At 36.4% G+C, this 23542-nt stretch carries 17 protein-coding genes and 1 tRNA gene; 13 read left to right on the forward strand and 5 right to left on the reverse strand.

Annotated features, from left to right (window positions below; translation table 11 throughout):
• Window positions 1-223: 223 nt before the first annotated feature.
• The 5 genes from B176_RS0107255 to B176_RS0107275 all read left to right on the forward strand — a co-directional run bounded on the left by B176_RS0107255 (window position 224) and on the right by B176_RS0107275 (window position 7646).
• Window positions 224-1423, forward strand: a complete 1200-nt coding sequence (locus tag B176_RS0107255; protein ID WP_017258130.1) for a glycoside hydrolase family 88 protein — start codon at window positions 224-226, stop codon at window positions 1421-1423.
• 5 nt (window positions 1424-1428) lie between these two features.
• The gene (locus B176_RS0107260) at window positions 1429-2742 is read left to right on the forward strand and encodes a polysaccharide lyase 6 family protein (protein ID WP_017258131.1); all 1314 of its coding nucleotides are present in this window, start codon (window positions 1429-1431) and stop codon (window positions 2740-2742) included.
• 894 nt (window positions 2743-3636) lie between these two features.
• Window positions 3637-4695 carry a glycosyltransferase family 4 protein gene (locus B176_RS0107265; protein ID WP_026063208.1) on the forward strand — a complete coding sequence of 353 codons (1059 nt, stop codon included), beginning with the start codon at window positions 3637-3639 and terminating at the stop codon, window positions 4693-4695.
• 39 nt (window positions 4696-4734) lie between these two features.
• Window positions 4735-6555 carry an ABC transporter ATP-binding protein gene (locus B176_RS0107270; RefSeq protein WP_017258133.1) on the forward strand — a complete coding sequence of 607 codons (1821 nt, stop codon included), beginning with the start codon at window positions 4735-4737 and terminating at the stop codon, window positions 6553-6555.
• A 29-nt stretch (window positions 6556-6584) separates the two neighbouring features.
• A complete protein-coding gene (locus B176_RS0107275; protein ID WP_017258134.1) occupies window positions 6585-7646 on the forward strand; it encodes a glycosyltransferase family 4 protein in 1062 nt (353 codons plus the stop codon).
• A 532-nt stretch (window positions 7647-8178) separates the two neighbouring features.
• Here the strand turns inward: B176_RS0107275 and B176_RS0107280 are convergent.
• A tRNA-Ser gene (locus B176_RS0107280) sits at window positions 8179-8265 on the reverse strand.
• Between the two features lie 82 nt (window positions 8266-8347).
• The gene (locus B176_RS0107285) at window positions 8348-10351 is read right to left on the reverse strand and encodes an HD family phosphohydrolase (protein WP_017258135.1); all 2004 of its coding nucleotides are present in this window, start codon (window positions 10349-10351) and stop codon (window positions 8348-8350) included.
• Between the two features lie 399 nt (window positions 10352-10750).
• Between B176_RS0107285 and B176_RS0107290 the strand changes: the two genes are divergently transcribed.
• The 5 genes from B176_RS0107290 to B176_RS0107310 all read left to right on the forward strand — a co-directional run bounded on the left by B176_RS0107290 (window position 10751) and on the right by B176_RS0107310 (window position 16600).
• A complete protein-coding gene (locus tag B176_RS0107290) occupies window positions 10751-11656 on the forward strand; it encodes a hypothetical protein (RefSeq protein ID WP_017258136.1) in 906 nt (301 codons plus the stop codon).
• A 134-nt stretch (window positions 11657-11790) separates the two neighbouring features.
• Complete coding sequence (locus B176_RS19170) at window positions 11791-13170, forward strand: peptide MFS transporter (RefSeq protein ID WP_017258137.1); 1380 nt, start codon at window positions 11791-11793, stop codon at window positions 13168-13170.
• A gap of 9 nt (window positions 13171-13179) precedes the next feature.
• Complete coding sequence (locus tag B176_RS0107300) at window positions 13180-14736, forward strand: peptide MFS transporter (protein WP_017258138.1); 1557 nt, start codon at window positions 13180-13182, stop codon at window positions 14734-14736.
• A 36-nt stretch (window positions 14737-14772) separates the two neighbouring features.
• Window positions 14773-15507: a polyprenol monophosphomannose synthase gene (locus tag B176_RS0107305; RefSeq protein ID WP_017258139.1), complete on the forward strand. Its 735-nt coding sequence runs from the start codon at window positions 14773-14775 to the stop codon at window positions 15505-15507.
• Between the two features lie 16 nt (window positions 15508-15523).
• The gene (locus tag B176_RS0107310; protein ID WP_017258140.1) at window positions 15524-16600 is read left to right on the forward strand and encodes a glycoside hydrolase family 113; all 1077 of its coding nucleotides are present in this window, start codon (window positions 15524-15526) and stop codon (window positions 16598-16600) included.
• Between the two features lie 143 nt (window positions 16601-16743).
• On the opposite strand, the gene B176_RS0107315 is transcribed toward B176_RS0107310, so the two are convergent.
• Window positions 16744-17925 carry a hypothetical protein gene (locus tag B176_RS0107315; protein WP_017258141.1) on the reverse strand — a complete coding sequence of 394 codons (1182 nt, stop codon included), beginning with the start codon at window positions 17923-17925 and terminating at the stop codon, window positions 16744-16746.
• Between the two features lie 162 nt (window positions 17926-18087).
• Here B176_RS0107315 and B176_RS0107320 point away from each other — a divergent pair, with 162 nt between their 5' ends.
• Together B176_RS0107320 and B176_RS0107325 are read left to right on the forward strand one after the other, a co-directional pair.
• Window positions 18088-18549, forward strand: coding sequence for a peptidylprolyl isomerase (locus tag B176_RS0107320; protein WP_017258143.1), 462 nt, complete (start codon window positions 18088-18090; stop codon window positions 18547-18549).
• Window positions 18550-18559: 10 nt separating this feature from the next.
• Window positions 18560-19102, forward strand: a complete 543-nt coding sequence (locus B176_RS0107325; RefSeq protein ID WP_017258144.1) for a DUF5606 family protein — start codon at window positions 18560-18562, stop codon at window positions 19100-19102.
• 78 nt (window positions 19103-19180) lie between these two features.
• On the opposite strand, the gene B176_RS0107330 is transcribed toward B176_RS0107325, so the two are convergent.
• Both B176_RS0107330 and B176_RS20920 read right to left on the reverse strand, forming a co-directional pair.
• Window positions 19181-20299, reverse strand: a complete 1119-nt coding sequence (locus B176_RS0107330) for a hypothetical protein (RefSeq protein ID WP_017258145.1) — start codon at window positions 20297-20299, stop codon at window positions 19181-19183.
• A gap of 79 nt (window positions 20300-20378) precedes the next feature.
• Entirely contained in the window at window positions 20379-20555 is a 177-nt protein-coding gene (locus B176_RS20920) for a hypothetical protein (protein WP_017258146.1), read from the reverse strand.
• Window positions 20556-21160: 605 nt separating this feature from the next.
• On the opposite strand from B176_RS20920, the gene B176_RS0107340 reads away from it, so the two are divergent.
• Complete coding sequence (locus tag B176_RS0107340; RefSeq protein WP_017258147.1) at window positions 21161-23542, forward strand: TonB-dependent receptor; 2382 nt, start codon at window positions 21161-21163, stop codon at window positions 23540-23542.

Below are 23542 nucleotides of genomic sequence, written 5' to 3' on the forward strand. Positions count from 1 at the left end.
TAATGCCTATAAAGACCAGAAATGGTTCAGCACCTGGAAAAGTCTGGAGCACCAACCTAAGGTTGAAGAAGTAATTAGAAATTTACCGATCAAATATCCGTTACTGTACCTGTAATGAATCAGATGATGACCACATAGCAAACAAAGGAAAAACTAAACAAAAAGATACAACCAGCCCAGCTCTGTGACCTCCGCGTCCTCTGTGGTTAAAAAAAACAATACTATGAGAAATACAATCCTATCCTTACTAACATTAATAGCAATAACCCTCAGCAGTTGCTCCCAAAAACTCCACTTCAAAAAAGAAGTAAATCAGGCAGAAAAACAGACCACGCTGATGCTCCAGGAAATTGCAAAAGCCAACAACAAAAACGGCACCTTGGTTTCTCCACGGACTTTAGAAGATGGTAAACTAAAACTGGTCGCCTCCAAAGACTGGACCAGCGGTTTCTTTCCCGGAGAATTATGGTATCTGTACGAGTTGACGAAAAATGATAAATGGAAACAAGAAGCTATTAAGTTTACTTCAAAGATTGAGCAGGAGAAATTCAACGGAAAGACCCACGATATGGGCTTTAAGGTGTACTGCAGTTTCGGCAATGCCTACCGCCTGAACAAAAACCAGCATGACAAAGCAGTGGTTATACAGGCTGCAAGAACACTGTCAACACGGTTCAGCCCAAAGGTAGGAGCGATCCGCAGCTGGGACCACAACAGTGATAAATGGGATTTTCCGGTGATCATCGACAATATGCTGAACCTGGAACTGCTGTTTGAGGCCACAAAACTGTCCGGTGATTCCAGTTTCTACAAAATAGCCGTTGCACATGCGAACACCACCATGAAGAACCACTTCCGAAAAGATTTCAGTACCTGGCATGTGGTAGATTATGACCCGGAAACTGGAGCGGTGGAAAAGAAGAATACCCATCAGGGCTATAGCGATGCATCCGCCTGGGCTAGGGGACAGGCCTGGGCAATTTATGGCTATACCATGTGCTACCGCGAGACAAAAGATCCAAAGTACCTTCTGCAGGCGCAGAATATTGCTAAATTTCTGTTCAATAACAGAAATATGCCATCAGACTTAGTACCCTACTGGGATTTTGATGCGCCGAACATTCCAGACGAGCCCCGTGATGCATCCGCGGCAGCGCTGATTTCATCGGCCCTGTTTGAGCTGAGCACCTACACAGAAGAGAAGAACGATTATCTTGAAAAAGCAGAGAAAATCCTGTATAGCCTGAGTACATCCTATACCTCGCCGATAGGAGCGAACAGAGGCTTTATCCTGCTGCACAGCACCGGTTCCAAGCCCCATAACTCCGAAGTTGACGAGCCGTTGAGCTATGCTGATTACTATTATCTGGAAGCACTGACCAGGTCAAACCGATTAAAGAACAACCAACCCGTAATCCAATAGAAGATATGAGACAGTTTTTAAAGAACACAAAACTTACAGCCTTAGGTATGCTGTTTGTAATCGGTGCAAACGCCAAAGATTACAGGGTTGCAAGCGCACAGGAAATCTCGGCCCTAAAGCTTGTTCCGGGTGATAAGGTGATTATGAAAGCAGGTGACTGGAAGAACCAGCAGATCGTTTTCAGGGGAAAAGGAACAGCACAACAACCGATCACGCTGACAACGGAGAACCCCGGTAAAGTGGTCTCTTCGGGGAACTCCACCCTAAAGATCGATGGTGATTATCTGATAGTGGACGGCCTGGCCTTTGCCGATGGTTATTCTGAGAAGGACGCAGTGGTTACGTTTACAAAAACCTCCAATAACTGCAGGCTCACCAATTCCAGTATTATTGATTATAATCATCCTGATAAAGATTTCCATTATACATGGGTCTCACTTTTTGGGACGCGTGGTCAAGTAGATCATTGCGCTTTTTCGGGTAAAGCACATCAAGAGCCTGTATTGGTAGTTTGGTTGTCTGACAAACCAAATTACACGCAGATAGACCATAATTATTTTGGTCCACGCCCAGATTTAAAAGCAAATGGGGGAGAAATTATCAGAATTGGAACCAGTGAATGGTCTATGCATGATTCATACGCCACGGTAGAAAATAATATTTTTGATAGTTGCAATGGTGAAACAGAAACTGTTTCTATTAAATCTTGTTATAATAAGGTTTTAAATAACTTGTTTTATGAGTGTGTAGGTACGCTAACCTTCCGCCACGGCAACAATTCTGAAGCTTCGAACAATTATTTCATAGGTAACTATATCAAAAACACCGGCGGTATTAGGGTTATTGGTGAGAATCACAAAGTATATAACAATTATTTATACGGTATAAAAGGCACCGGGCTAAGAGCTGCTATTTCTTTGATGAACGCTTATAAAAACCCCGAACTGATTAAATATTGGCAGGTGAAAAATGCTGTTATTACCGACAACGTGATTGTAAATTGCGCAGTAGCGATTGAAATAGGTTCTGGTAAAGACAGTATAAGAGTAATGCCTCCAATAGGTGTTATCTTAGAAGAAAATATTGTTGTAAACACACCCAAGCTTATTGTTTATAACGAAAAACTAGAAAATAGTATCGTAAAAAACAATAAGGAAAAAGGAACGGATTTAATAGCAGGCTTTGAGAGTCTTAAAGAAGATTTGGTCAAATCAGATGGAATTTATCAGGTAAGGGGGAAAGAAAAAACTCCGTTTTGGATGATTGAAAAAATTGGTCCAAACTGGCGTAAGGAAAATTTTGAGGTACAGGTTAAGTAATATGGTTTTTATGAGGTAAAACTGTATTTTTGCGCTTGATCCGAGAATACTTGAACAATTTGACCATACATCTAAAAAAAAGCCTGCATTTTTAGACTGCCCCCAAAAAATTAGACACTATTTGGGGCATTTTTATGGCAAAAAACAGGAATCAAAACGCAGAATTTGGGTTATAGATTATAAAGGATAATCTACATGGAAACTCTATCGGTTCCTTATCAAGAAAATGGGATTTATCAACATCGCTGATAAGGAAATGGGTTGACCAAAATCATTTATCAAGGCGCAAAGGGATTGTTGCCCGGGCGAACATGAAGTTGCCAAGAAAGATATAAATGACATATACAATGCGCATAAGGGACGCTACGGGTATAGCGGGATTACACTTGAAATGAAAAACAGAGGCTGTCAGAGTGTAACAATTAATCAATCAAATGAATCCATAAACAATTATACTCAGTTAGATATGGCTATTCCGGTATCTCGAATTGCTTTGCTTTCATCCGGAGAATTTGTTCCTGCCGGAATCAAAATTTTCTGCTATCACATTTGGTGTCATTGAACCAACAATTAATAGCAAGATAATTGCCCGCCTTTTAGAATCGGCAATTGCCTGAAATACATTCCGCCTCGTCTTCATATTTTCTTATTTGCTGTCATTTGGTTTCAAAAAAAAATATGAAAATATGTGATTGCGCAAATATTTTTCGATTACATTTTCGGATCGTCTTAGAAAGAACCCAAAAAGGCTAAATACTAACCAAGGCAGGTTATTTTTAAGAGGAAAAACTGAATTACGGATAATCGAACTATTGATACAAAGTTTTTTTTAAAACTTTGTATCAATTTAGTAAGAAACACAGTATGGGGCTTATAAAAAGAGTGTGGATGATTATGAGTAATATTTTAATAGACCTTGAACGTTTAAAATACCCCAATACTGGTTTACATACATTTTGTTCCAAACTTGGCTCAACACTGTTGAAAAGAAAATCTGACGCTCAGGATTTAACTTTTTATGTGCCAGCAAAAGATGAATATATCTTTGGCCATAATCCAAAATATTTTATACAAAAAACGTGGCATAAGCTACTGAAACCTAATTTCAAACAATTCGATATTTGTCATACAACCAACCAAGTATCTCGATATATACCATCCTCAAATAAACCAAAATTGATTTTAACCATTCATGATCTTAATTTTTTGATTGAGAAAAAAGATCAGGCTGATAAAATTAAGATGGAGATTTCTAAAATTCAGAATAATATAACCCGAGCCCAGGTGGTAACAACCATTTCAGAATATGTAAAGAGGGATATAGAAAATAATTTTGATTTAAAGGGCAAAACCATTAAGGTAATTTATAACGGAGGGGCTTTAGATTTAAGCTTACCCGCTAATTTTGAAAACGCAAGAGACGTTAAAAGGCCTTTTCTTTTTACAATAGGAACCGTACTGCCCAAGAAAAATTTCCATGTGTTGGTACCTATGATGAGATATAATGATTTTGATCTGGTCATTGCAGGAAATTTTTCTTGTAAAAAATACGTGAGTTTAATTTTAGAATTGGCGCAGAAATGGGGTGTTGCAGATCGGGTAAAACTTTTAGGCCCAGTTTCTGAAGAGGAGAAAATATGGTTGTATAAGAACTGCAGTGCTTTCTTTTTTCCTTCACTTGCAGAAGGTTTTGGCTTACCTGTGATCGAAGCAATGAGCTTCAGTAAGCCAGTATTTTTATCTAAACATACTTCACTACCAGAAATTGGAGGAGAGGTGGCTTATTATCTTGACTCTTTTGACCCACAAGAAATGGCACATACTTTAGATACCGGTTTAAATGATTTTGAGAACTCTAATCTGCATGATGAAATTTTTAAGCAAGCCAATAAATTTACATGGGAAAAAGCAGCCGATGAGTACTTAAAAGTTTATAATGAACTTATCCACTAATTAAAATTACCTTATTTATTTTTATCCTTTTTCAAGTTAATGAAAACTTATTTCCGCTTATTATCTTTTGCCAAACCAATTGAAAAATTTGCTATACCCTATATCATCACCACATTTTTAGCAGTTGTTTTTAATACCTTAAACCTAGCTCTTCTTGTACCACTGTTAACTTTTTTATTCAATGCCACAGACGCTAAGGTCATTGAAGAAAAACCGGAAAGCTTTTGGAACCTTTTAGATAACTTTAATTATTATGCACAGCAGATAAATCAGGTTTATGGTACTTATGGTGCCTTAAAGTTCATATGTGTCATCATCATTATTTCTGTTTTGCTCAGTAATGTTTTCAAGTATTTCTCGCAAAGAATAATGGAAAACCTGCGGATCCATACCCTTTTAAATATTAGAAAAGCGGTGTTTGAAAACGTGATGGATATGCACCTTGGTTTTTTTAATAGCGAGCGGAAAGGAGATATTATCTCAAAAATCACTAACGATGTACAAGTTGTACAATTTACCGTTACAGGAACTTTACAGGTAGTTTTTAGAGAACCGTTTCAGTTAATCGCTTATTTAGTAGCATTATTTAGTATTTCTCGTGAACTTACATTTTTTTCCATTCTATTTATTCCTATTTCGGCTTTGTTTATTGCAAGGTTGGTGAAGAGTTTGAAAGCACAAGCGTCAGGATCTCAGGCTTCTTTTGGTGTAATGGTGAGTTACCTTGAAGAGGCATTGTCTGGGGTTAAAATAATTAAGGCTTTTAATGCAACCCCTTTCATCAAACAGAAGTTTAATCAGGAAAATGAAAACTTTTCGGAGTTTGGTAAAAAGATTGCCAGAAAGCAACAATTAGCCTCACCGGTTTCCGAGTTTTTAGGGGTTTTAATGGTGACTTTTATAGTGCTTTACGGCGGAGGAATGGTATTAAACGGTACTTCGGAACTAACAGCAGCAGAGTTTATCGCATATATTGGTATCTTTTCTCAGTTAACCAGACCTGCAAAAGCTATTTCTGATTCATTTACCGGGATAAATATAGGACTTGCGGCCGGTGAGCGTATCCTTGATCTGATCAGTATGAAACCCGAAATTAAAGACGAGGCAAACGCAGTTACGCTCAATTCTTTTGACACCGCTATAGAATTAAAAAATGTTTCTTTCAGCTATGGAGAGCGGTTGATTTTAGATGATATCAATTTAGTGATTCCAAGGGGTAAAACTATTGCACTTGTTGGTCCTTCTGGAGGTGGGAAATCTACTTTAATGGATTTAATACCTCGTTTTATAGTGCCTCAAAAAGGTGAGGTTTTAATAGATGGCATTCCTATCCATCATTTAACTATGGATTCTTTGAGAGCACATTTGGGCTTTGTTAATCAAGAGTCAATTCTTTTTAATGATACTATCTTCAACAATATTGCTTTTGGCAAAACAGATGCCTCTCATTCAGCAGTAGAAACCGCTGCTAAAATTGCAAACGCTCATGAGTTTATAATGAGTTCGGACGATGGTTATCAAACAAATACGGGAGATAGGGGAGTGAGGTTATCGGGAGGCCAGAAGCAAAGAATTAGCATCGCAAGAGCGGTACTTAATAATCCTCCGATTATGCTTTTAGACGAAGCCACATCTGCCTTAGATACGGAATCGGAAAAGTTGGTGCAAGATGCCTTAAACAACCTTATGAAAAATAGAACTACGCTTATTATTGCACATAGACTGAGTACGATACAGAAAGCAGATCAGATTATTGTGTTAGAATCGGGAAAAATTTTAGAGCGTGGGTCGCACATTGAGCTGATTAAGCGTAATGGGCTTTATAAGAAGTTGATTGACATGCAAACATTCAGCGATTAAAATTCAGCTAAAATATTTTCTATCTTAATATGATTAAAATAAATAAATCCGTTTTAATTGATTTATCTGCTTTACAGAATGTCCACTGCGGGTTGGGACAAGTTTCTTTAAATTTTGCACTCGAACTGGTTAAAAGAGAGCTGCAAAATGAACCTTTTACTTTCTATTTTTTAGTGCCAAATAATTTTGAAGGCTATTTTGGCGATAAGGTTAAGTATGTAACCATGTCCAAGTGGCGGAAAAAGTTTTATAAGCTATACTCTAACTATGATTTGTGGCATTCTATACATCAACATTCTCCTTATAAAATCAGTCGCTTCCAAAAGCAGTTATTAACCATCCATGATCTTAACTTTGTATATGAAAAAGATGTGCATGAGGCTCGAGTAGATCTAAATCGGATTAATAAGAAAGTAAGAAGGGCGCATACCATTTCTACAATTTCTTATTATGTATTAGACGATCTGGAAAAACATCTAAACATTGATAAAGAAGTAGTTAAGGTAATCTATAACGGCGTTGAATATTTACCTTCGATATCGTCTAAAGCACCCTATTTTGTCAATAAAAAACGTCCGTTCTTTTTTACAATTGGCGAGGTGTTAAAAAAGAAAAACTTTCATGTTTTACTTGATATGATGGAGCTGATGCCGGAGTATGATCTTTATATCTGTGGCAATTATTCAGGAGAATACGGGCAATATATGAAGAAGAGGTCAGAAGAATTGCAAAATGTATTTGTTTCTGGGGTTATTGATAATAGCGAAAAAGCATGGCTATACAAAAACTGTGAGACATTTTTTTTCCCTTCTATATGTGAAGGTTTTGGACTGCCTGTAATTGAAGCTTTACAGTATGGTAAGCATGTTGTTGTTTCAACCTTAACCTGTTTGCCGGAAATTGGCGGTGAACATGTTTCTTATTGGGATGATTTTACTCCAGAGTTGATGAAAGACGTTGTTTTAAACGGTATCAAACAACATAACGAAGAAAAATCTATACGGGCAATGGAATATTCATCGAAATTTAACTATCAAAAGAATGTGGATGAGTATTTGGATTTGTATAGAAAAACAATGGACTTGACTTAGTATCGTTCAAAGGGAAATAGAATATGTTTTGTGGTGGATTTGTAACGGAGCTTATTTCAAGTTTTTTTTCTTCGGACGGAGTCCTGATTTTCTAACCCAAGATTTAATTTAAAAGTTTTTTTTTGTGAACTCTTAAATTAGATGCTAGACGATATTTGGATACCATGATGTGAATTGTGAAATAGAAAAATTGAAAATAGTTTTATTTTCGATATTCTCCCAAACCAGATGGTATCGATTTCTTCTAGCCATTCCGAGTCAGATTTATTGTCTACTAACTTTTCAAGAATGCTGTATCCCAATTAAAGTTCAAAAAAAATAGTTTTGCAACTAACCAAAATCAAGCTACTCATTAATTGAACGGGTTTATATTCAATCTCTTGACTGTTCAATCAAGAGTCATTTTTTCCAGAAAAAAATACTCTCGATTAAGCTCATTTAAGATGAGAATAATTTGATCGTACATCTAAAACAGAAAAGCCTGCAATCATTTGATCTGCAGGCTTTTGATAAAGTATGATATGAATATCTGCGGAGAGACTGGGATTCGAACCCAGGGTACCGTTGCCAGTACGACAGTTTAGCAAACTGTTCCTTTCGGCCACTCAGGCATCTCTCCAATCCTTAATTATCGGCTAACCGATTGTCTAAGGGTCTGCAAATATAGTAATCCTTTGCAGCTACGAAAATAAATTTTCAAACTATTTTAAATATTCCACACGCACATGATAGATGCCCATCAGCATCGTCTTAAAAATCAGCTTGATAGTCTCGATTTCTTTCAAAGTAATATTACTATCATTTAATTGGTTCTGCTCCAATTTATAGTCAATTATGCGTTCAACTAGGCTATTTATACTTTCTGCGTCAGGTTCTTTTAAACTTCTTGAGGCTGCTTCTACAGAATCGGCAAGCATTAAAACTGCGGTTTCTTTAGTAAAAGGAATAGGGCCCGGGTATCTAAAAGTATTCTCGTCTACAATTTTTTCGGGGAAATTTTTTAAAAACGACTGGTAAAAATAATCAACTCGGGTGTTCCCGTGGTGCGTACGTAAAAAATCGATAATTACCTCTGGTAAATTGTTTCTACGAGCCATTTCAATCCCGTTAATCACATGGCGAATAATAATCTGTGCACTTTCCTCGTAAGGTAATTTATCATGCGGATTTAAGCCCTTATTTTGATTCTCAATAAAAAACTGGGGATTATCCATTTTACCGATATCATGATACAGTGCGCCAGCTCTCACTAATAAAGCATTTCCACCGATTTTAAAAATAGCAGATTCTGCCAAATTTGCAACCTGTAAAGAATGTTGGAAAGTACCGGGTGCTTTAAATGCAAGTTCACGCAATAGCGGAGAGTTGGTATTGGTAAGCTCTATCAAGCTGATATCAGAAGTAATTCCAAACAGTTTCTCAAACAAATAAATTAAGGGATAAGCCAATAAACTTAACAGAACACTAAAAACAAAAGGCCAAAATTTAGCCCATTCTATGGCAGCAATAGTTCCTTCTCTAATCAACGAAATGCCCAAATATGCCACAAAATAATTCACCAATATCAATAGTGCCGATATTAAAAACTGTTCTCTACGCACCAAATTTTTAATGCTATAAATAGCAACCATACCGGCTGTAATCTGTAAAAAAGCAAACTCAAAACTGTTTGGTAAAAAGAAACTCGCAATCAGCACCACCAATAAATGGATGTTCATTGCCAAACGCGTATCAAATAAAATCCTAATGATAATAGGGACAATACAGAACGGAATATAATATAAGCTGGGCAATTTGATGTTTATAGCCCATGATAAAGACACCAACATCCCTGTTACCACCATTAAAATCAAAGAAATCTGGCGGTTATCGTTAAAAATATCTTTCCTAAAAAGATTCAAGAACACCATCAAAAGACAAATCACCATTCCCACCAAAATAAACTGACCAAATAAGGTCAGCTTGCGGTCACTTGGTGTAGTAATGCTTTCCTCATAAGTAAGCCGTAACGACTCCAGTTTCTGGTATATTTCCTCAGAAACCGTACTTTCTTTACTTACAATCAACTCGCCTTTTTGCACCATTCCTCGGGTAGAAGACAAGTTTTCCAGCGCCTGCTTTTCAATTTTCTCAGTAAATGATTCGTTATAAATTATGTTCGGGGTAATCCGATCTTTAAGTACAGCAAGCAATAGGTCCGACTGAATGTTTTTATCATTCACCAGTTCATCTGCTACCTTAGCTACCGCCGTGGTTTGCGTTAACAGTGTAGTGGTACTTACTTGGGTTTCTACGCCTCCTCTTAATAATGAAATTATATACTGCTCACCATCTCGCTGGTATCTTTTATTTAATCCTATAACGCCCTGCTTGTAAACACTTTCCAATACTTTAAATCCAACGTCGAAATTCTTAGCTTTTAGCGCATCATCTTTTAAACCAGTATTTCGCCATTTGGCCTCAAAATCTGTCTGATATTGTAGAGATTGATCATCAAAAACCTTTTCATTCAACTCATAAACTGGTAAAATGGATTTTAAAATACTTTCTTTATCCTTCTTGATCTCATCGGTAGTTTTTCTTATCGGGAAATTAAAGGGCGATACTAAATCTTCATGTAACCAAACGTTTCCCTTCTCAAATTCATATTTAAACTTGGCATGTTTAGGCAATACTGCGGTTATAATAACAACGCAGAGCGCCATCAGGACATATTTAATCACAGAAGTGTATTTTCTGTAAATAATTTTATGGGAATTTCTGTTGATATCAGCCACTTAATAAATCTAAAATTTTATTCAAATTTAAAGATAAATTATTTATCGAGTGTTTTACGTTTTACAACTTATTAAAAAGGCTTTATTAGTTTGGGCGTTTAAACACGCTGTACGTTGTATCTTTTTTAACCTTAAACACAAAGCCGAAGCAAAAAAAGGATGCCACTTCCATCGTTAACGCAAAAAAGATCGAAGTAAAACAGGTTCCTGCTACTTATCATAATTTATGCGCTTCCACAAAATAATGTTAAATTCGAAGTCAATAAAAATTTCAATGCTAATTATACGGCGTTGAACTGTAATTGAAAACCTGTGTTAATACCCCGAATGAAAAAAAACATCATCCTATTAATATTTGTATTACAAGCAAGTTATTCTTTCGCCCAAAATAAGCTCTCGGTTTACGAAGATTCTCTAAAAAACCTCGGGATTGTAATTGCCCGAGATTCTGTGGAAGAAAATAGGATACAAGCCAATTACAAGTTCATTAAAACCTTGGTAGAGGCTTTAAAAGAGAAAAACTCTTTCTATTATTCTTTTAAAAATCTAAGCGATTTTGTTGCAATAAAAAAAGCCGACGATAACAAATTCAGAATAATCACCTGGTTTACACAATCAGACGATGGCAGTTACCGGTATTTTGGAGCCATCCAAGTTAACAACCCGAACCAATTAGAACTTTATCCTTTGTTAGATAATACACAAAGCTTAACTAAACTTACTGGTTTGGAAGATGCCACTCTTGAAACGAAGAAATGGTTGGGTGCTGTTTATTATCAGATTATACCAGTTGCCGGTATAAAAGACCCTTATTTTATATTGCTAGGCTGGAAAGGGAAAAACAGTCTGTCTTCAAGTAAAGTAATAGAAACCCTGAAATTTATCGATGGTAAGCCGATTTTTGGCTCGGCAGTATTAGAATCAAAACCTAAATCCAAGCAGTTTGTAAACCGGATGACCTTTGATTATGTGAAAAATGCATCCATGTTACTTAGGTACGTAAAAGACGAAAATATGATTGTTTTTGATCATCTGGTTGCACCAGATAAAAAATCAGAAGGTATGACAGAATTTTACGCCCCAGATTTATCTTATGACGGTTTAAAGTTTAAGCAAGGAAAATGGATTTTTCAGGACAACCTAAAGCTCACCAATTTGCCAGACGAGGCCGACGAATTTTTTATTGATCCTTCTAAAGACAAGCAAAATACAGCACCGGCTCTCAACAATTAAAACGTTTTATTTTTTGTAATAAATCCATAACAAATAATATAAATTTACTTGATGATATTTAATTAAAAGAAAAAATATCTATTATTGATATTAAGAAAATCTAACCTCAATCAATAAAAACTAATTATAAATATATGGATAATAGAAAAGAGCTATTTGGGCATCCTATGGGCTTGTATATTTTGTTTTTCACCGAACTTTGGGAAAGGTTTAGTTACTACGGAATGCGGGCTTTACTGGTTTTGTTTTTAGTAGCCTCTGCAAGTGGTGTAAATCCAGGTTTCGGCTGGTCAAAAGTTGAAGCTTTAAGTTTATATGGTACTTATACGGCATTGGTCTACATCGCGTCTATCCCCGGTGGAATTTTAGCCGATAAGCTTTTAGGTCAAAAAAAGACCGTGATGTTAGGTGGTTGGTTATTGGTAGCGGGTCATGGAATTTTGGCCATTCGGGCCGAGTGGGCATTTTACCTAGGTTTGTGTTTAATTGTTGCTGGCGTTGGTTGCTTAAAACCAAACATATCTACCATGGTTGGTGGTTTGTATGCGCAAAATGATGACAGAAGAGATAAAGCTTTTACCATATTTTATATAGGGATAAATATTGGCGCCTTAATAGCAGGTGTTTTAGTAGGCTCGGTAGGTGTAAATTTCGGATGGCATTTTGGTTTCGGTTTAGCCGGAATTGGAATGGCAATTGGTCAATTGGTTTTTATGCTTGGCCAAAAACATTTGGTCGGCGTAGGAGAAGCTACCGCGTCTTTACCAGAATCTGAAAGGTTAGCGGCTAAAAATCCACTTACAAAAATCGAAAAAGACCGTATGATTGTGATGTTTCTATCATTTATCATGATTATTGTGTTTTGGGGCGCTTTTGAACAGGCAGGCGGTTTAATGAACTTATATGCCGATGAAAAAACAAACCGCATGCTCTCGTTTATTAATTTCGAAATTCCCGCACCTTGGTTTCAATCTGTTAATTCTTTTTTCATCATTACTTTAGGGTCTGCAGTAGCCGCATTCTGGTACAAACGTAAAAAGAAAGGTAAAGAATCATCATCGATATTTAAAATGGCAATAGGTACCATTATTATGGGATGGGGTTTCTTTTTTATGAGTGCGGCATCTATGCAGTTTCAAGCTGATGGCTCGTCTGCCATGTATTGGTTGGTTTTAGCTTATATGTTCCACACCATTGGCGAACTTTGCGCTTCTCCGGTTGCATTGTCTTTTATTACCAAGCTGGCACCGCTAAAGTATGCTTCGTTAATGATGGGTGCCTATTTTGCAGCAACCGGAATGGGAAATTATGTTTCGGGCTGGGTAGGTGAGTATTCACAAACTGCGGGCGAATTAGAGATATTTACTGGTATTGCTATTTTCTGTACCATTTTTGGATTATTGGTGTTATTGATCATAAAGCCTTTGAAAAGATTGGCCCACGGTGCAGAAGACGCAGTTCCAGATCAAATAAACAATCCTTTAAAAAATACCGAACAAATAGAAACCGTATAATTTTACACTATGGATATCGCAAAATGGACCTTAATCATTGGCTGGATTTTCGTTTTAATCTGGGTTCCCTTTGTCATCATTTCAAACAGAAAAACGCACCCTAAAGCACTTTTTATATTGTTTTTTGCCGAAATGTGGGAGCGCTTCAGCTACTACGGAATGCGGGCTTTATTAACGCTTTATATGGTTAAAGTACTTTTTAAAGGCATGGAAGGTGCTGATATTAAAGCTTTAAGCATCTACGGTTCTTATACAGCAATGGTCTACCTATTCCCAGTAATTGGAGGCTTAGTAGCCGATAAAATCTTCGGTTTTAGAAAAGCCATTGTACTAGGCGGTATATTAATGATGCTGGGGCATTTTACCCTAGCTTTTGAAGGCAGTAACACTTTGTTCTTTATGTCTTTAGCCTTGATTATTGTGGGTAACAGTTTCTTTAAACCAAATATCTCTAGTTTTTTAGGTACTTTTTACGATGCAAATGATCCCCGTAAAGATGGTGCTTTCACCATTTTTTACATGGGTGTTAACATTGGTGCCTTCTTAGCAACTTTAACCTGCGGATACGTTGGTGAGCAGATTAGTTGGCATTATGGTTTCGGCTTGGCTGGCATTGGAATGGCTGTTGGAGTAATTGTTTTTATATTGAGTGGTAAAGTGTTTAAAGGCACTGGTTTAAAGCCAGAAGTAATTACCTTAAAACCTGCCAAACCCTTGGGTTTATCTTGGGAAGCCATTGTTTACATAGGTACATTAATTATGATCCCTGTTTGTGCTTTATTGCTGAATCAAAATGAGTTAATGAGTACGTTAATGCTTTCCATTAGTGCTATAATCGTGGGTTATTTGCTATATGAAGCCCTAAGAAATCCCGATAAGGTGGAAGGTCAGCGTTTGTTGGTTGTTATTGTCCTGTTCTTTTTCCATGCTATTTTCTGGGCATTGTTTGAGCAAGCAGGTGGTTCATTAACCCTTTTTGCAGAAAGAAATATCGACCGTAGTATTGGCGGCGGAATTATTCCTTCTTCTTTATTTACCAGTTTTAACCCATTTTATATCATGGTATTGGCACCATTGTTTTCTTGGATTTGGATTAAACTGCGCAGTAAAGGTAAAGAACCACGTACCTCTATGAAATTTGTTTTGGGTTTGGCTTTTTTAGCAGCTGGTTTTTTGGTAATTGTATTAGGCGCTAAATTTTTCGCTAATGCGGATGGACTGGTGCCAATGGTATTTTTAGCCTTACTTTACCTTTTAGTAACCATTGGAGAGCTTTGTTTATCACCGGTAGGTTTATCAATGATCACCAAGTTATCGCCAGTTAAAATTGTTGGTTTTGTAATGGGAGCTTGGTTTTTATCTATTTCATTAGGAAATAAACTAGCCGGAATTATTGGCACATTAACCGCAGCAGAAGGCAACGGAAAAGTGTTAAGCGCACAAGAAACTTTGCTCAATTACACACAAACCTATTTAATTTGGGGCGTATTTGTGGTGGGTGCGTTTGCTGCTGTACTATTGTTGTTAACTCCAAAATTGAATAAATGGATGCATGGTATTCACTAAAAACACTACCTTGCACCCTCATAAAAAAATCATCAAGTGCCGGATAGCTTAGTCATCATTCCAACCTATAACGAGAAAGAAAACATAGAGAAAATTATACGTAAAGTATTCTCTCTACATCACGCTTTCCATATTTTAATCATTGATGATGGATCGCCCGATGGAACTGCTTCGATTGTCAAAAAACTCCAGGGAGAATACGACGGTCACCTTTATATAGAAGAACGTAAGGGCAAACTTGGTTTAGGTACTGCTTATATTCACGGGTTTAAATGGGCTTTAGCGCATAATTACGCCTATATTTTTGAGATGGATGCGGATTTCTCACATAATCCAGAAGATTTATTGAAGCTTCGACAAGCTTGCGCAGATGGCGCTGATTTAGCTATTGGCTCTCGTTATATTAAAGGCGTAAATGTGGTTAACTGGCCAATGGGAAGGGTATTGATGTCTTATTTCGCCTCGGTTTACGTAAGGTTTATTACCGGAATTGATATTCAGGATGCAACAGCAGGTTTTAAATGCTACAGAAGTATGGTATTACAGACCATCCGCTTGGATAAAATAAAATTTGTTGGTTATGCCTTTCAAATCGAAATGAAGTTTACCGCTATTAAACATGGTTTTAAAGTGGTAGAAGTTCCCATCATTTTTACCGATAGAACCGAGGGAACATCCAAAATGAGTACAAGTATTTTTAGAGAAGCTTTTTTAGGTGTTATTGAACTTAAGATGAGAAGCTGGTTTCGGAAGTACGAAAAGCCTACCTAATAATTCTTTTTACAACATGAAGAGCCTTTTCAACTTATTGTTTCTCAATTTTTTGTTGTTCGGACTCACTTGTTTTACCGCTTGTAATTATTCCGAATCTAGCGCTAGAAATAAAAGACTTCCGATAAAAAAAATTAAAATACAAGCTTCCGATAAAGTAAACGGAGTAAACTTTGTTGCGCCACCAAAAGCAATAAGTAATGAATGGACCAATGATTTAATAAGCGTGAACTGTAATTGGGTAGCATTGGTGCCTTATGCGTTTACAAAAGCAGGGAGCAATAAAGTAACTTATGATTATGGGTATCAATATTGGGGAGAATCACCTGCTGGAATTAAAGAAAATGCCAAACAAGCCCACCAAGCTGGATTAAAAGTAATGCTTAAGCCACATGTTTGGCTACAGAACGGATGGATTGGCGATTTTAACCTACAATCTGAAGCCGAGTGGAAAACTTGGGAAAACGATTACAGAAACTACATTTTGTTGCTTACACAGATTGCTATCGACGAAAAAATTGAAATGATTTGTTTAGGTACAGAGTATAGAACAGCTGTTAAAAATCGTCCGGTTTTCTGGAAAAGCCTAATCAAAGAAGTACGTGAGATTTACAAAGGAAAATTAACCTACTGTGCAAATTGGGATGATTATGAAGCAGTTTCTTTTTGGGAGGATCTGGATTTTATCGGCATAAGCGCTTATTTTCCACTTTCTGATTCAAAAAGCCCAACAGTTGATGAGTTGCTAAAATCGTGGAAACCAATTAGAAAAAGCTTAAGTGCATTTAGTGCCGAAAAAGGAAAACCTATTCTTTTTACCGAATATGGTTACAGAAGTATGGATCAAGCTGCATGGCGTTCTTGGGAAAAAGAAAATGAGCAGGCGCCAATCAATAATCAGGCGCAAGCCATTGCTTATGATGCTTTGTACCAAACCTTTTGGAAAGAGGACTGGTTTGCCGGAGGCTTTGCTTGGAAGTGGTACAGCTCGTTCAGAAGAATGGATTCCACAAAAAACCATGACTGGACTCCGCAAAACAAAGCAGCCGAGTTAATGATGAAAAAATATTATGAAACTACCATTAACCGGTAATAGCTACAAACGAAGTGGCCCTTTAAATCACATATCCTAATAACCTATATTCGGTAGTTGACACTTTCTACTTTATACTTATTACCTATTACTTTCTACTTATTACTTGACACTTTTTACTTATTTACTTCCCAAAATCACTCCTAAGTCTTCTGTTTTTTCTTTTTAGCGGCCGGAAACAAAATATTGTTCAAGATCAAGCGATAACCTGGCGAGTTTGGGTACAGACTTAAATCGGTAGGAGGGTCGCCCACCAAATGTTGATAATCCTCTGGATCGTGGCCACCATAAAAAGTCCATTGCCCTTTGCCGTATTGTCCATGAATGTATCTTGCTTCACTTGCAGATTTTAGTTCGCCCATCACCAAAACGTCGGGTTTTAATAAGGGAGATGCAAAAGCGGTTGTTTGCCCCATAAAGCCTTTAATTACCTTTTCGTGGTTTTGGGTAAGCATGGTAGGTACCACATCCCATTTTGCAGAAAAATCAAAAAGTGTAAAATAATCTCGGGTTCTATCTACTTGTCTGGTCTGTGTAACATCAATATCCGAAAACTCGTAATTCATGGGGTTTAAATCCAGTTTAAAATTTTGAAAGGCAAAGGATTTTGTATAATCCAACTTAGATTGCGCTTGTGGGTCTGCGGCGTCACCATCAAACATACGTTCGCATATGTCAATTCCGGCTGCGGTCAAAGCGATATCAAAACTATCCGTACCCGAACACATGGCAAACAAAAAACCGCCACCCGCACAAAAATCCCGCATTTTTTGAGCTACCGCCAGTTTCATTAAAGAAACCTTATTAAAACCTAGCTTTTTTGCCATAGCTTCTTGGTTACGCACATCTTCTTGGTACCAGCTGGCGTTTCTATAATTGGCCCAAAACCTACCGTATTGACCAGTGAAATCTTCGTGGTGCAAATGCAACCAATCATACTCTGGCAGTTTTCCGCTAATTACTTCTTCATCGTAAACTACATCGTATGGGATTTCGGCGTAAGTTAGTACCAATGTCACGGCATCATCCCATGGTAATTTGCTCTTTGGCGAATAAACCGCAATTTTAGGTGCTTTCTCCAGCTTTACAATATCCATATTCACTTCTGCCTGGCTAATCTGGGTAAGGATGGCGTTAACCTTTGCATCTGGTAACACGTCGTAGCTAACACCTCTTATTTTAAGTTCCGATTCTATTTTTTGATTATATGCAATCAAAAAGCTTCCACCTTTGTAATTTAAAAGCCAATCGACTTCTAAATTGTTTTTTAAGGTGTAAAATGCAATTCCGTAGGCCTTTAAATGATTCCTTTGTTCTTCATCCATTGGTATTAAAATGGAGGATGCAAAGGTTTTTATCGATAAAAAAAAGAGGAATAATAATATATATTTTGCTTTCATTTTTTTAAAAATAAGGATAAAGCATGAAAACGTTTAGCTGGGCAAAAAATTTTGTTAATTTTGCACCTCTTAACAAAATAATTAAAGATGAGCAAAGCAATAATAAAAACTGCAAAAGGCGACATGACTGTTGAGTTTTACGATAATGACGCCCCTAAAACTGTTGAAAATTTTAAAAAACTAGCTAAAGAAGGTTTTTATAATGGTTTAACTTTTCACCGTGTTATTCCTGATTTTGTGATTCAAGGTGGTTGTCCTTTTTCTAAAGAAGAAGCTACAGCTTATAAAGCAGGTTCTGGTGGCCCAGGTTACCAAATTGACTGCGAATTAGATGGCGAAAACCAATACCATGATAGAGGAGTTTTATCAATGGCACATGCAGGTAGAAATACTGGCGGTTCACAGTTTTTTGTTTGCCACAGCAGATCAAACACTGCACATTTAGACAGAAACCATACTTGCTTTGGTAAAGTAGTTGAAAACGTTGACGTTGTTGATGCGATTAAACAAGGCGATAAAATTATCAGTATTGACCTAATTGAAGATTAATAAATAACATATGAATTTAACAGGAATTGTTGCGGTATCTGGTAAGCCCGGATTGCACAAATTAATTGGCCAAAATAAATCTGGTTATATCTTAGAAAGCTTAGACGATCAAAAAACTAAAACGATTGTGAATATTTCTACTGCTAAACTAGCTTCTTTAGAAGATATTACTGTTTACGGCGAGAATGACGATTTAAGGCTTAAAGATGTTTTTGCTAAGATGGCAGATGCTAAAAACGTTCCTGATGCTAAAGCTGATGGTAAAGTTTTAAGAACTTTCTTTTTTGAAGTTGCTCCAGATCACGATGAGCAAAAGGTTTACTCTTCTGATATTAAAAAGATTGTAAGCTGGTTTCATATTATAAAAGATTTACCGATCTTTACAGAAGCAGAACCAAAAACTGAAGAAGCTACTGACGAAAAAGGTGAGACTAAAAAGGAAGCTCCAAGAGTATCAAAACAGGATACGGTTCAAACAGCAAAGCCTAAAAATGTTAAAACCAACACTAAATCAGTAGCAACTAAAAAGGCTGGTGGAAGCAAAAATCCATAAGTAAAAACATAACCACATAAAAAAAGCTTCCTAGCGTAAATTCTAGGAAGCTTTTTTGTTTTTAACACCATTATAGTTTTAAAACATACATTTTAAAGTTGCGTGTCTTTTACCAAAAACAGAACCGGTGGCGCTGTGGATAGCTAGCATTTTATCGTTAAAATCGCCAACCCATGAAAGCTCCAATTCATTGTATTGGTTTTTTGGTATAACATATTCTTTAAGTTTTATAAATATCGCCGACTCTAAACCATGTTTCTGGAATTTTTCTTTGGTTCCCATCACAATGGCCCGCATCCGATTTACGCCCCTTATTTTTCTATACATAAACTTTAGCTTTCCTATTAAATCAAGCTTTCCGTTTAAAGGTTTAATCATCAGGTTAGCATCGGGCAACATCACCACAAATGATGCTGGTTCACCGTTTATATAAGCAAACCAAATCAATTTGGGATCCATGATCAACTTCATCTGCTCAAAGCTCTCCATAACAGTAGCTAGCTTAATAGGTACAAAGTTCGCGAAGTTCTTCCAGCCGTCGTTATAAATTTCCATAAAATCCTCAGCAAACTTGGCAAAGTTCTTTGGATCTAAAGGTTCAAAAGTATAACCTGGTTTGTTAGAAACCCAGTTGGCAATTTTAGTGAAGCGTTCTGGAAACTCTTTATGCAGATCCAAATGGTTGGTCATCTGTTCGTAGTCGGTCTCAAAACCGTAATCCTTAAAATGTTGGTGATAATAAGGCTTGTTATAATTCATTCCGTATGATGGATGCGTGTAGCCTTCAATCAGTAATCCCCAAAAAGTATCGTTCTCACCAAAGTTTATCGGTCCTTGCATGGCTTGCATACCGTTCTGCTTTAGCCAATCTTTTGCGGTATCAAATAGTGATTTAAAAGCTTCGCCATTATCTATACATTCCACAAAACCAATTCCTCCGGTAGGTACATCAAAAGTATTTGCTTTTTTATCATTTATAAAGGCAGCAATCCTTCCTATTAGCTTTTTGTTATCGTCTAATAAAATCCATCTTTTAGCTTTTCCATGGCTGTGGAAACTGTTTTTAGATGGATCAAATACAGCGTTTATATCTTTATCTAATGGGCAAACCCAAACATCATCATTCTTATAAATTATGCGGGCAACATCTAAAAAATCTTTTTTTGTTTTTGGAGAATCAACCTCTAAAATTGTCATATATATTATAATGTTTTGGATATAAAAAAAGCATCCAATTGTTTTTGAATGCTTCTAAATTAGCTATATTAATAATGATTTAAAAATCATCATCGTCATCGTAACTTAATTCGTCAAGATCATCCATTGGCAAATCGAAATCGTCTTCATCCTCCTCAGAAAACTTACTTTTTAATTTTGGATCATCAAAAGACGCATCATCTTCATCTGTATCTACAGGCTTAGTGCTTTTGGTTGGTTTAGTTTGTTTTGCCATTTTGGTTACTTTTATGTTCCTAATTTAATGCTTTTTAGAATCTAATAAAAAATATTTTTTTGTGTGTTGCTGTAAGACAAAAATATAAGGAAATTTTAATTTCAAAAAATTCCTTTTGAATTATTTTGTTTTTTTTACAATCTACAATTTCGTGTTTTCTTCAATGTGTTTTAACTGAGGTAAATCTGTAAAGCAACTGCATAAAAATTAATCAAAAAGAAACCGAATAAAGCTATGTTTAACATCATTTTGCCTTATTAAAGGTGCTAATCTACTTTTGATTTTACAGATTTTATGCTGTGTAATCATAATTAACGCCCCTAGTTCACATTATTATTAGCTCGTTGAGTAAGTTAATAATGATTTTTTGGAGCTTTAAAGTTACGCCAGACGTAAAAATTAAGTTGTTACAATATTGTTTGAACACGTTTGTGAAATTAAAATCGCAAAAGTCATTTATTTAATAAAAACAAAGTTGCTGTTACTCTATAGAGCGAAATTTATAATCAAAGTTGTAAAAGCAGGAGCGTTCATTTCTTAACTTAAGGTAATTATTTGAGTACCGTATCTGCCTAAATTTGTCGCATCAAAAACAAAGATAATCAATGACACAAATTTCAGTAAAATTTAAACTAGTCGTTTTTCTGCTGCTTTTATCTAGCGCTTTATTGGCCCAAGAAAAAGTAACAGTAAGCGGTATAATAACAGATAAGTCCTCGTCAGAATCTTTAATAGGCGTAAGCGTTTATATTAAAGAAATTAAAAGTGGAACCACTACCAACGAATATGGGTTTTACTCTTTAACCGTACCAAAAGGCAACTATACACTCAATATCGGGTATATAGGTTTCGTAAGCCAAGAGTTTTCGCTTCCACTTGCACAGAGTGTGAAAAAGGATTTCTCATTGGTAGCTAACCAACAAACTTTAGCAGAAGTGGTGGTAAATAGCGATAAAAGTATCGCAGAAATACGAAGACCGGAAATGAGCATCAACAAACTATCCGCCAGGGAAATTAAACAGATGCCCGTGGTTTTAGGCGAGGTTGATGTGATAAAATCTATCCTACAATTGCCCGGAGTTACCAATGCAGGCGAGGGACAATCGGGTTTTAATGTGAGAGGCGGAGGAGCAGATCAAAATCTGATTCTTTTAGATGAAGCCACCATTTACAACTCATCGCACCTATTCGGCTTCTTTTCTGTTTTTAATGCCGATGCCATTAATGATATCAAACTTTACAAGGGTGGTATCCCTGCTCGCTTCGGTGGGCGCTTATCATCGGTTTTAGATATTTACCAGAAAGAAGGTAACAAAAACGATTTAAAATTTAGTGGCGGCATTGGATTGGTTTCTAGCAGGTTAATGGCAGAAGGGCCAGTTAACCAAGGAAAAGGTTCTTTTCTGATTGCCGGAAGGAGCTCTTATGCCCACTTGTTTTTAAAGCTTACAGATATTAAAAGTTCTGCCTATTTTTATGATTTAAATACAAAGATCAGCTATAAAATCAATCTAAAAAACAGTCTTTATTTATCAGGATACTTTGGACGCGATGTTTTTAACCTGAACAAAGATTTTGTAAATATTTACGGCAACTCTGTATTTAATGTTCGTTGGAACAGGCTTTTTAACAACAAGTTATTCTCTAACCTTTCGGTGATTTATAGCGATTACTATTTCGGTTTAGAGATTGGCCTTGCCGAGTTTAAATGGTCTAGCGGCATTAAGAATCTAAATTTAAAGTACGATTTTAAACATTACATCAATAATAATTTAAAACTCACCTACGGACTTAACGCTCAGCATTATAATTTTAACCCCCGAACTATAGATCCAACAACATCAACATCACAATTTAATAAAGAGCAGTTGGCTAAAAAGTATGCTATAGAACCAGCTGTTTACTTGGATGTTGAGCAAAATGTATCTAAGAAACTATCTGTAAATTACGGACTGCGCTATAGTTTATTTTACCGAATGGGACAAAAAGATGTATTGACTTATGCCAATAATGAAGCTGTTAAGTTTAATAACGACTTAAAAATCTACGAAAAAGCCACACCTACAGGCGTAAAAAATTATAAAAATAATGAAACCATAGCCAGTTTCAACAACTTGGAACCTCGGCTAGCAATTTCTTACGCTTTAGATGATGACCATTCTATAAAAACCAGTTATAACCGGATGACGCAGTATTTGCATTTGATCAGCAATACGCAATCGCCCACTCCTTTAGATATTTGGGCACCAAGCGATCAGTTTTTAAAACCTCAAACATTAGATCAATATGCCATCGGTTATTTTCAAAATTTCAAAGAAGATGATTATTCTTTAGAGGTAGAGAGTTTTTATAAACACATAAACAACAAGGTAGATTATATTGACGGAACGGATTTTATAGCCAACAAAGCGATAGAGCAAGTAGTTTTAAACGGAATTGCAAGATCGTACGGCTTGGAACTGATGTTGCGGAAAAACGTAGGTAGATTAACAGGTTGGGTTTCCTACACCTTATCTAGATCTGAACAACAAACACCAGGCAGAACAGCATTAGAAATAGGAATTAATAACGGAGCTTGGTACAAATCAGCATCAGATAAACTGCATAATGTAGCCATTACAACCACTTATAAATGGAATGATAGATGGCGTTTTGGATCGATTTTCAGCCTGCAATCTGGGCAACCGGTTACGTATCCACAAAGTAAATATAAATATCAAGACATAGATATTCCAAATTACGGTTTACGTAATAAAAATAATTTGCCTTTATACCATCATTTGGATGTTTCTGGAACTTATACCCCAAAACCAAAAAAACAAAGGAACTGGCAAGGCGAGTGGGTTTTTAGTATTTATAATATCTACAACCGACAAAACGCTTCAGCAATTGCTTTTGCACAGAACGTTGAAACTGGCAAAAACGAAGCAAAACGACTGTCTATTTTCGGCGCTGTACCCAGTTTTACATATAATTTCAAATTCTAA

This window comes from Pedobacter arcticus A12 (genome assembly GCF_000302595.1).
Classification (GTDB): domain Bacteria; phylum Bacteroidota; class Bacteroidia; order Sphingobacteriales; family Sphingobacteriaceae; genus Pseudopedobacter; species Pseudopedobacter arcticus.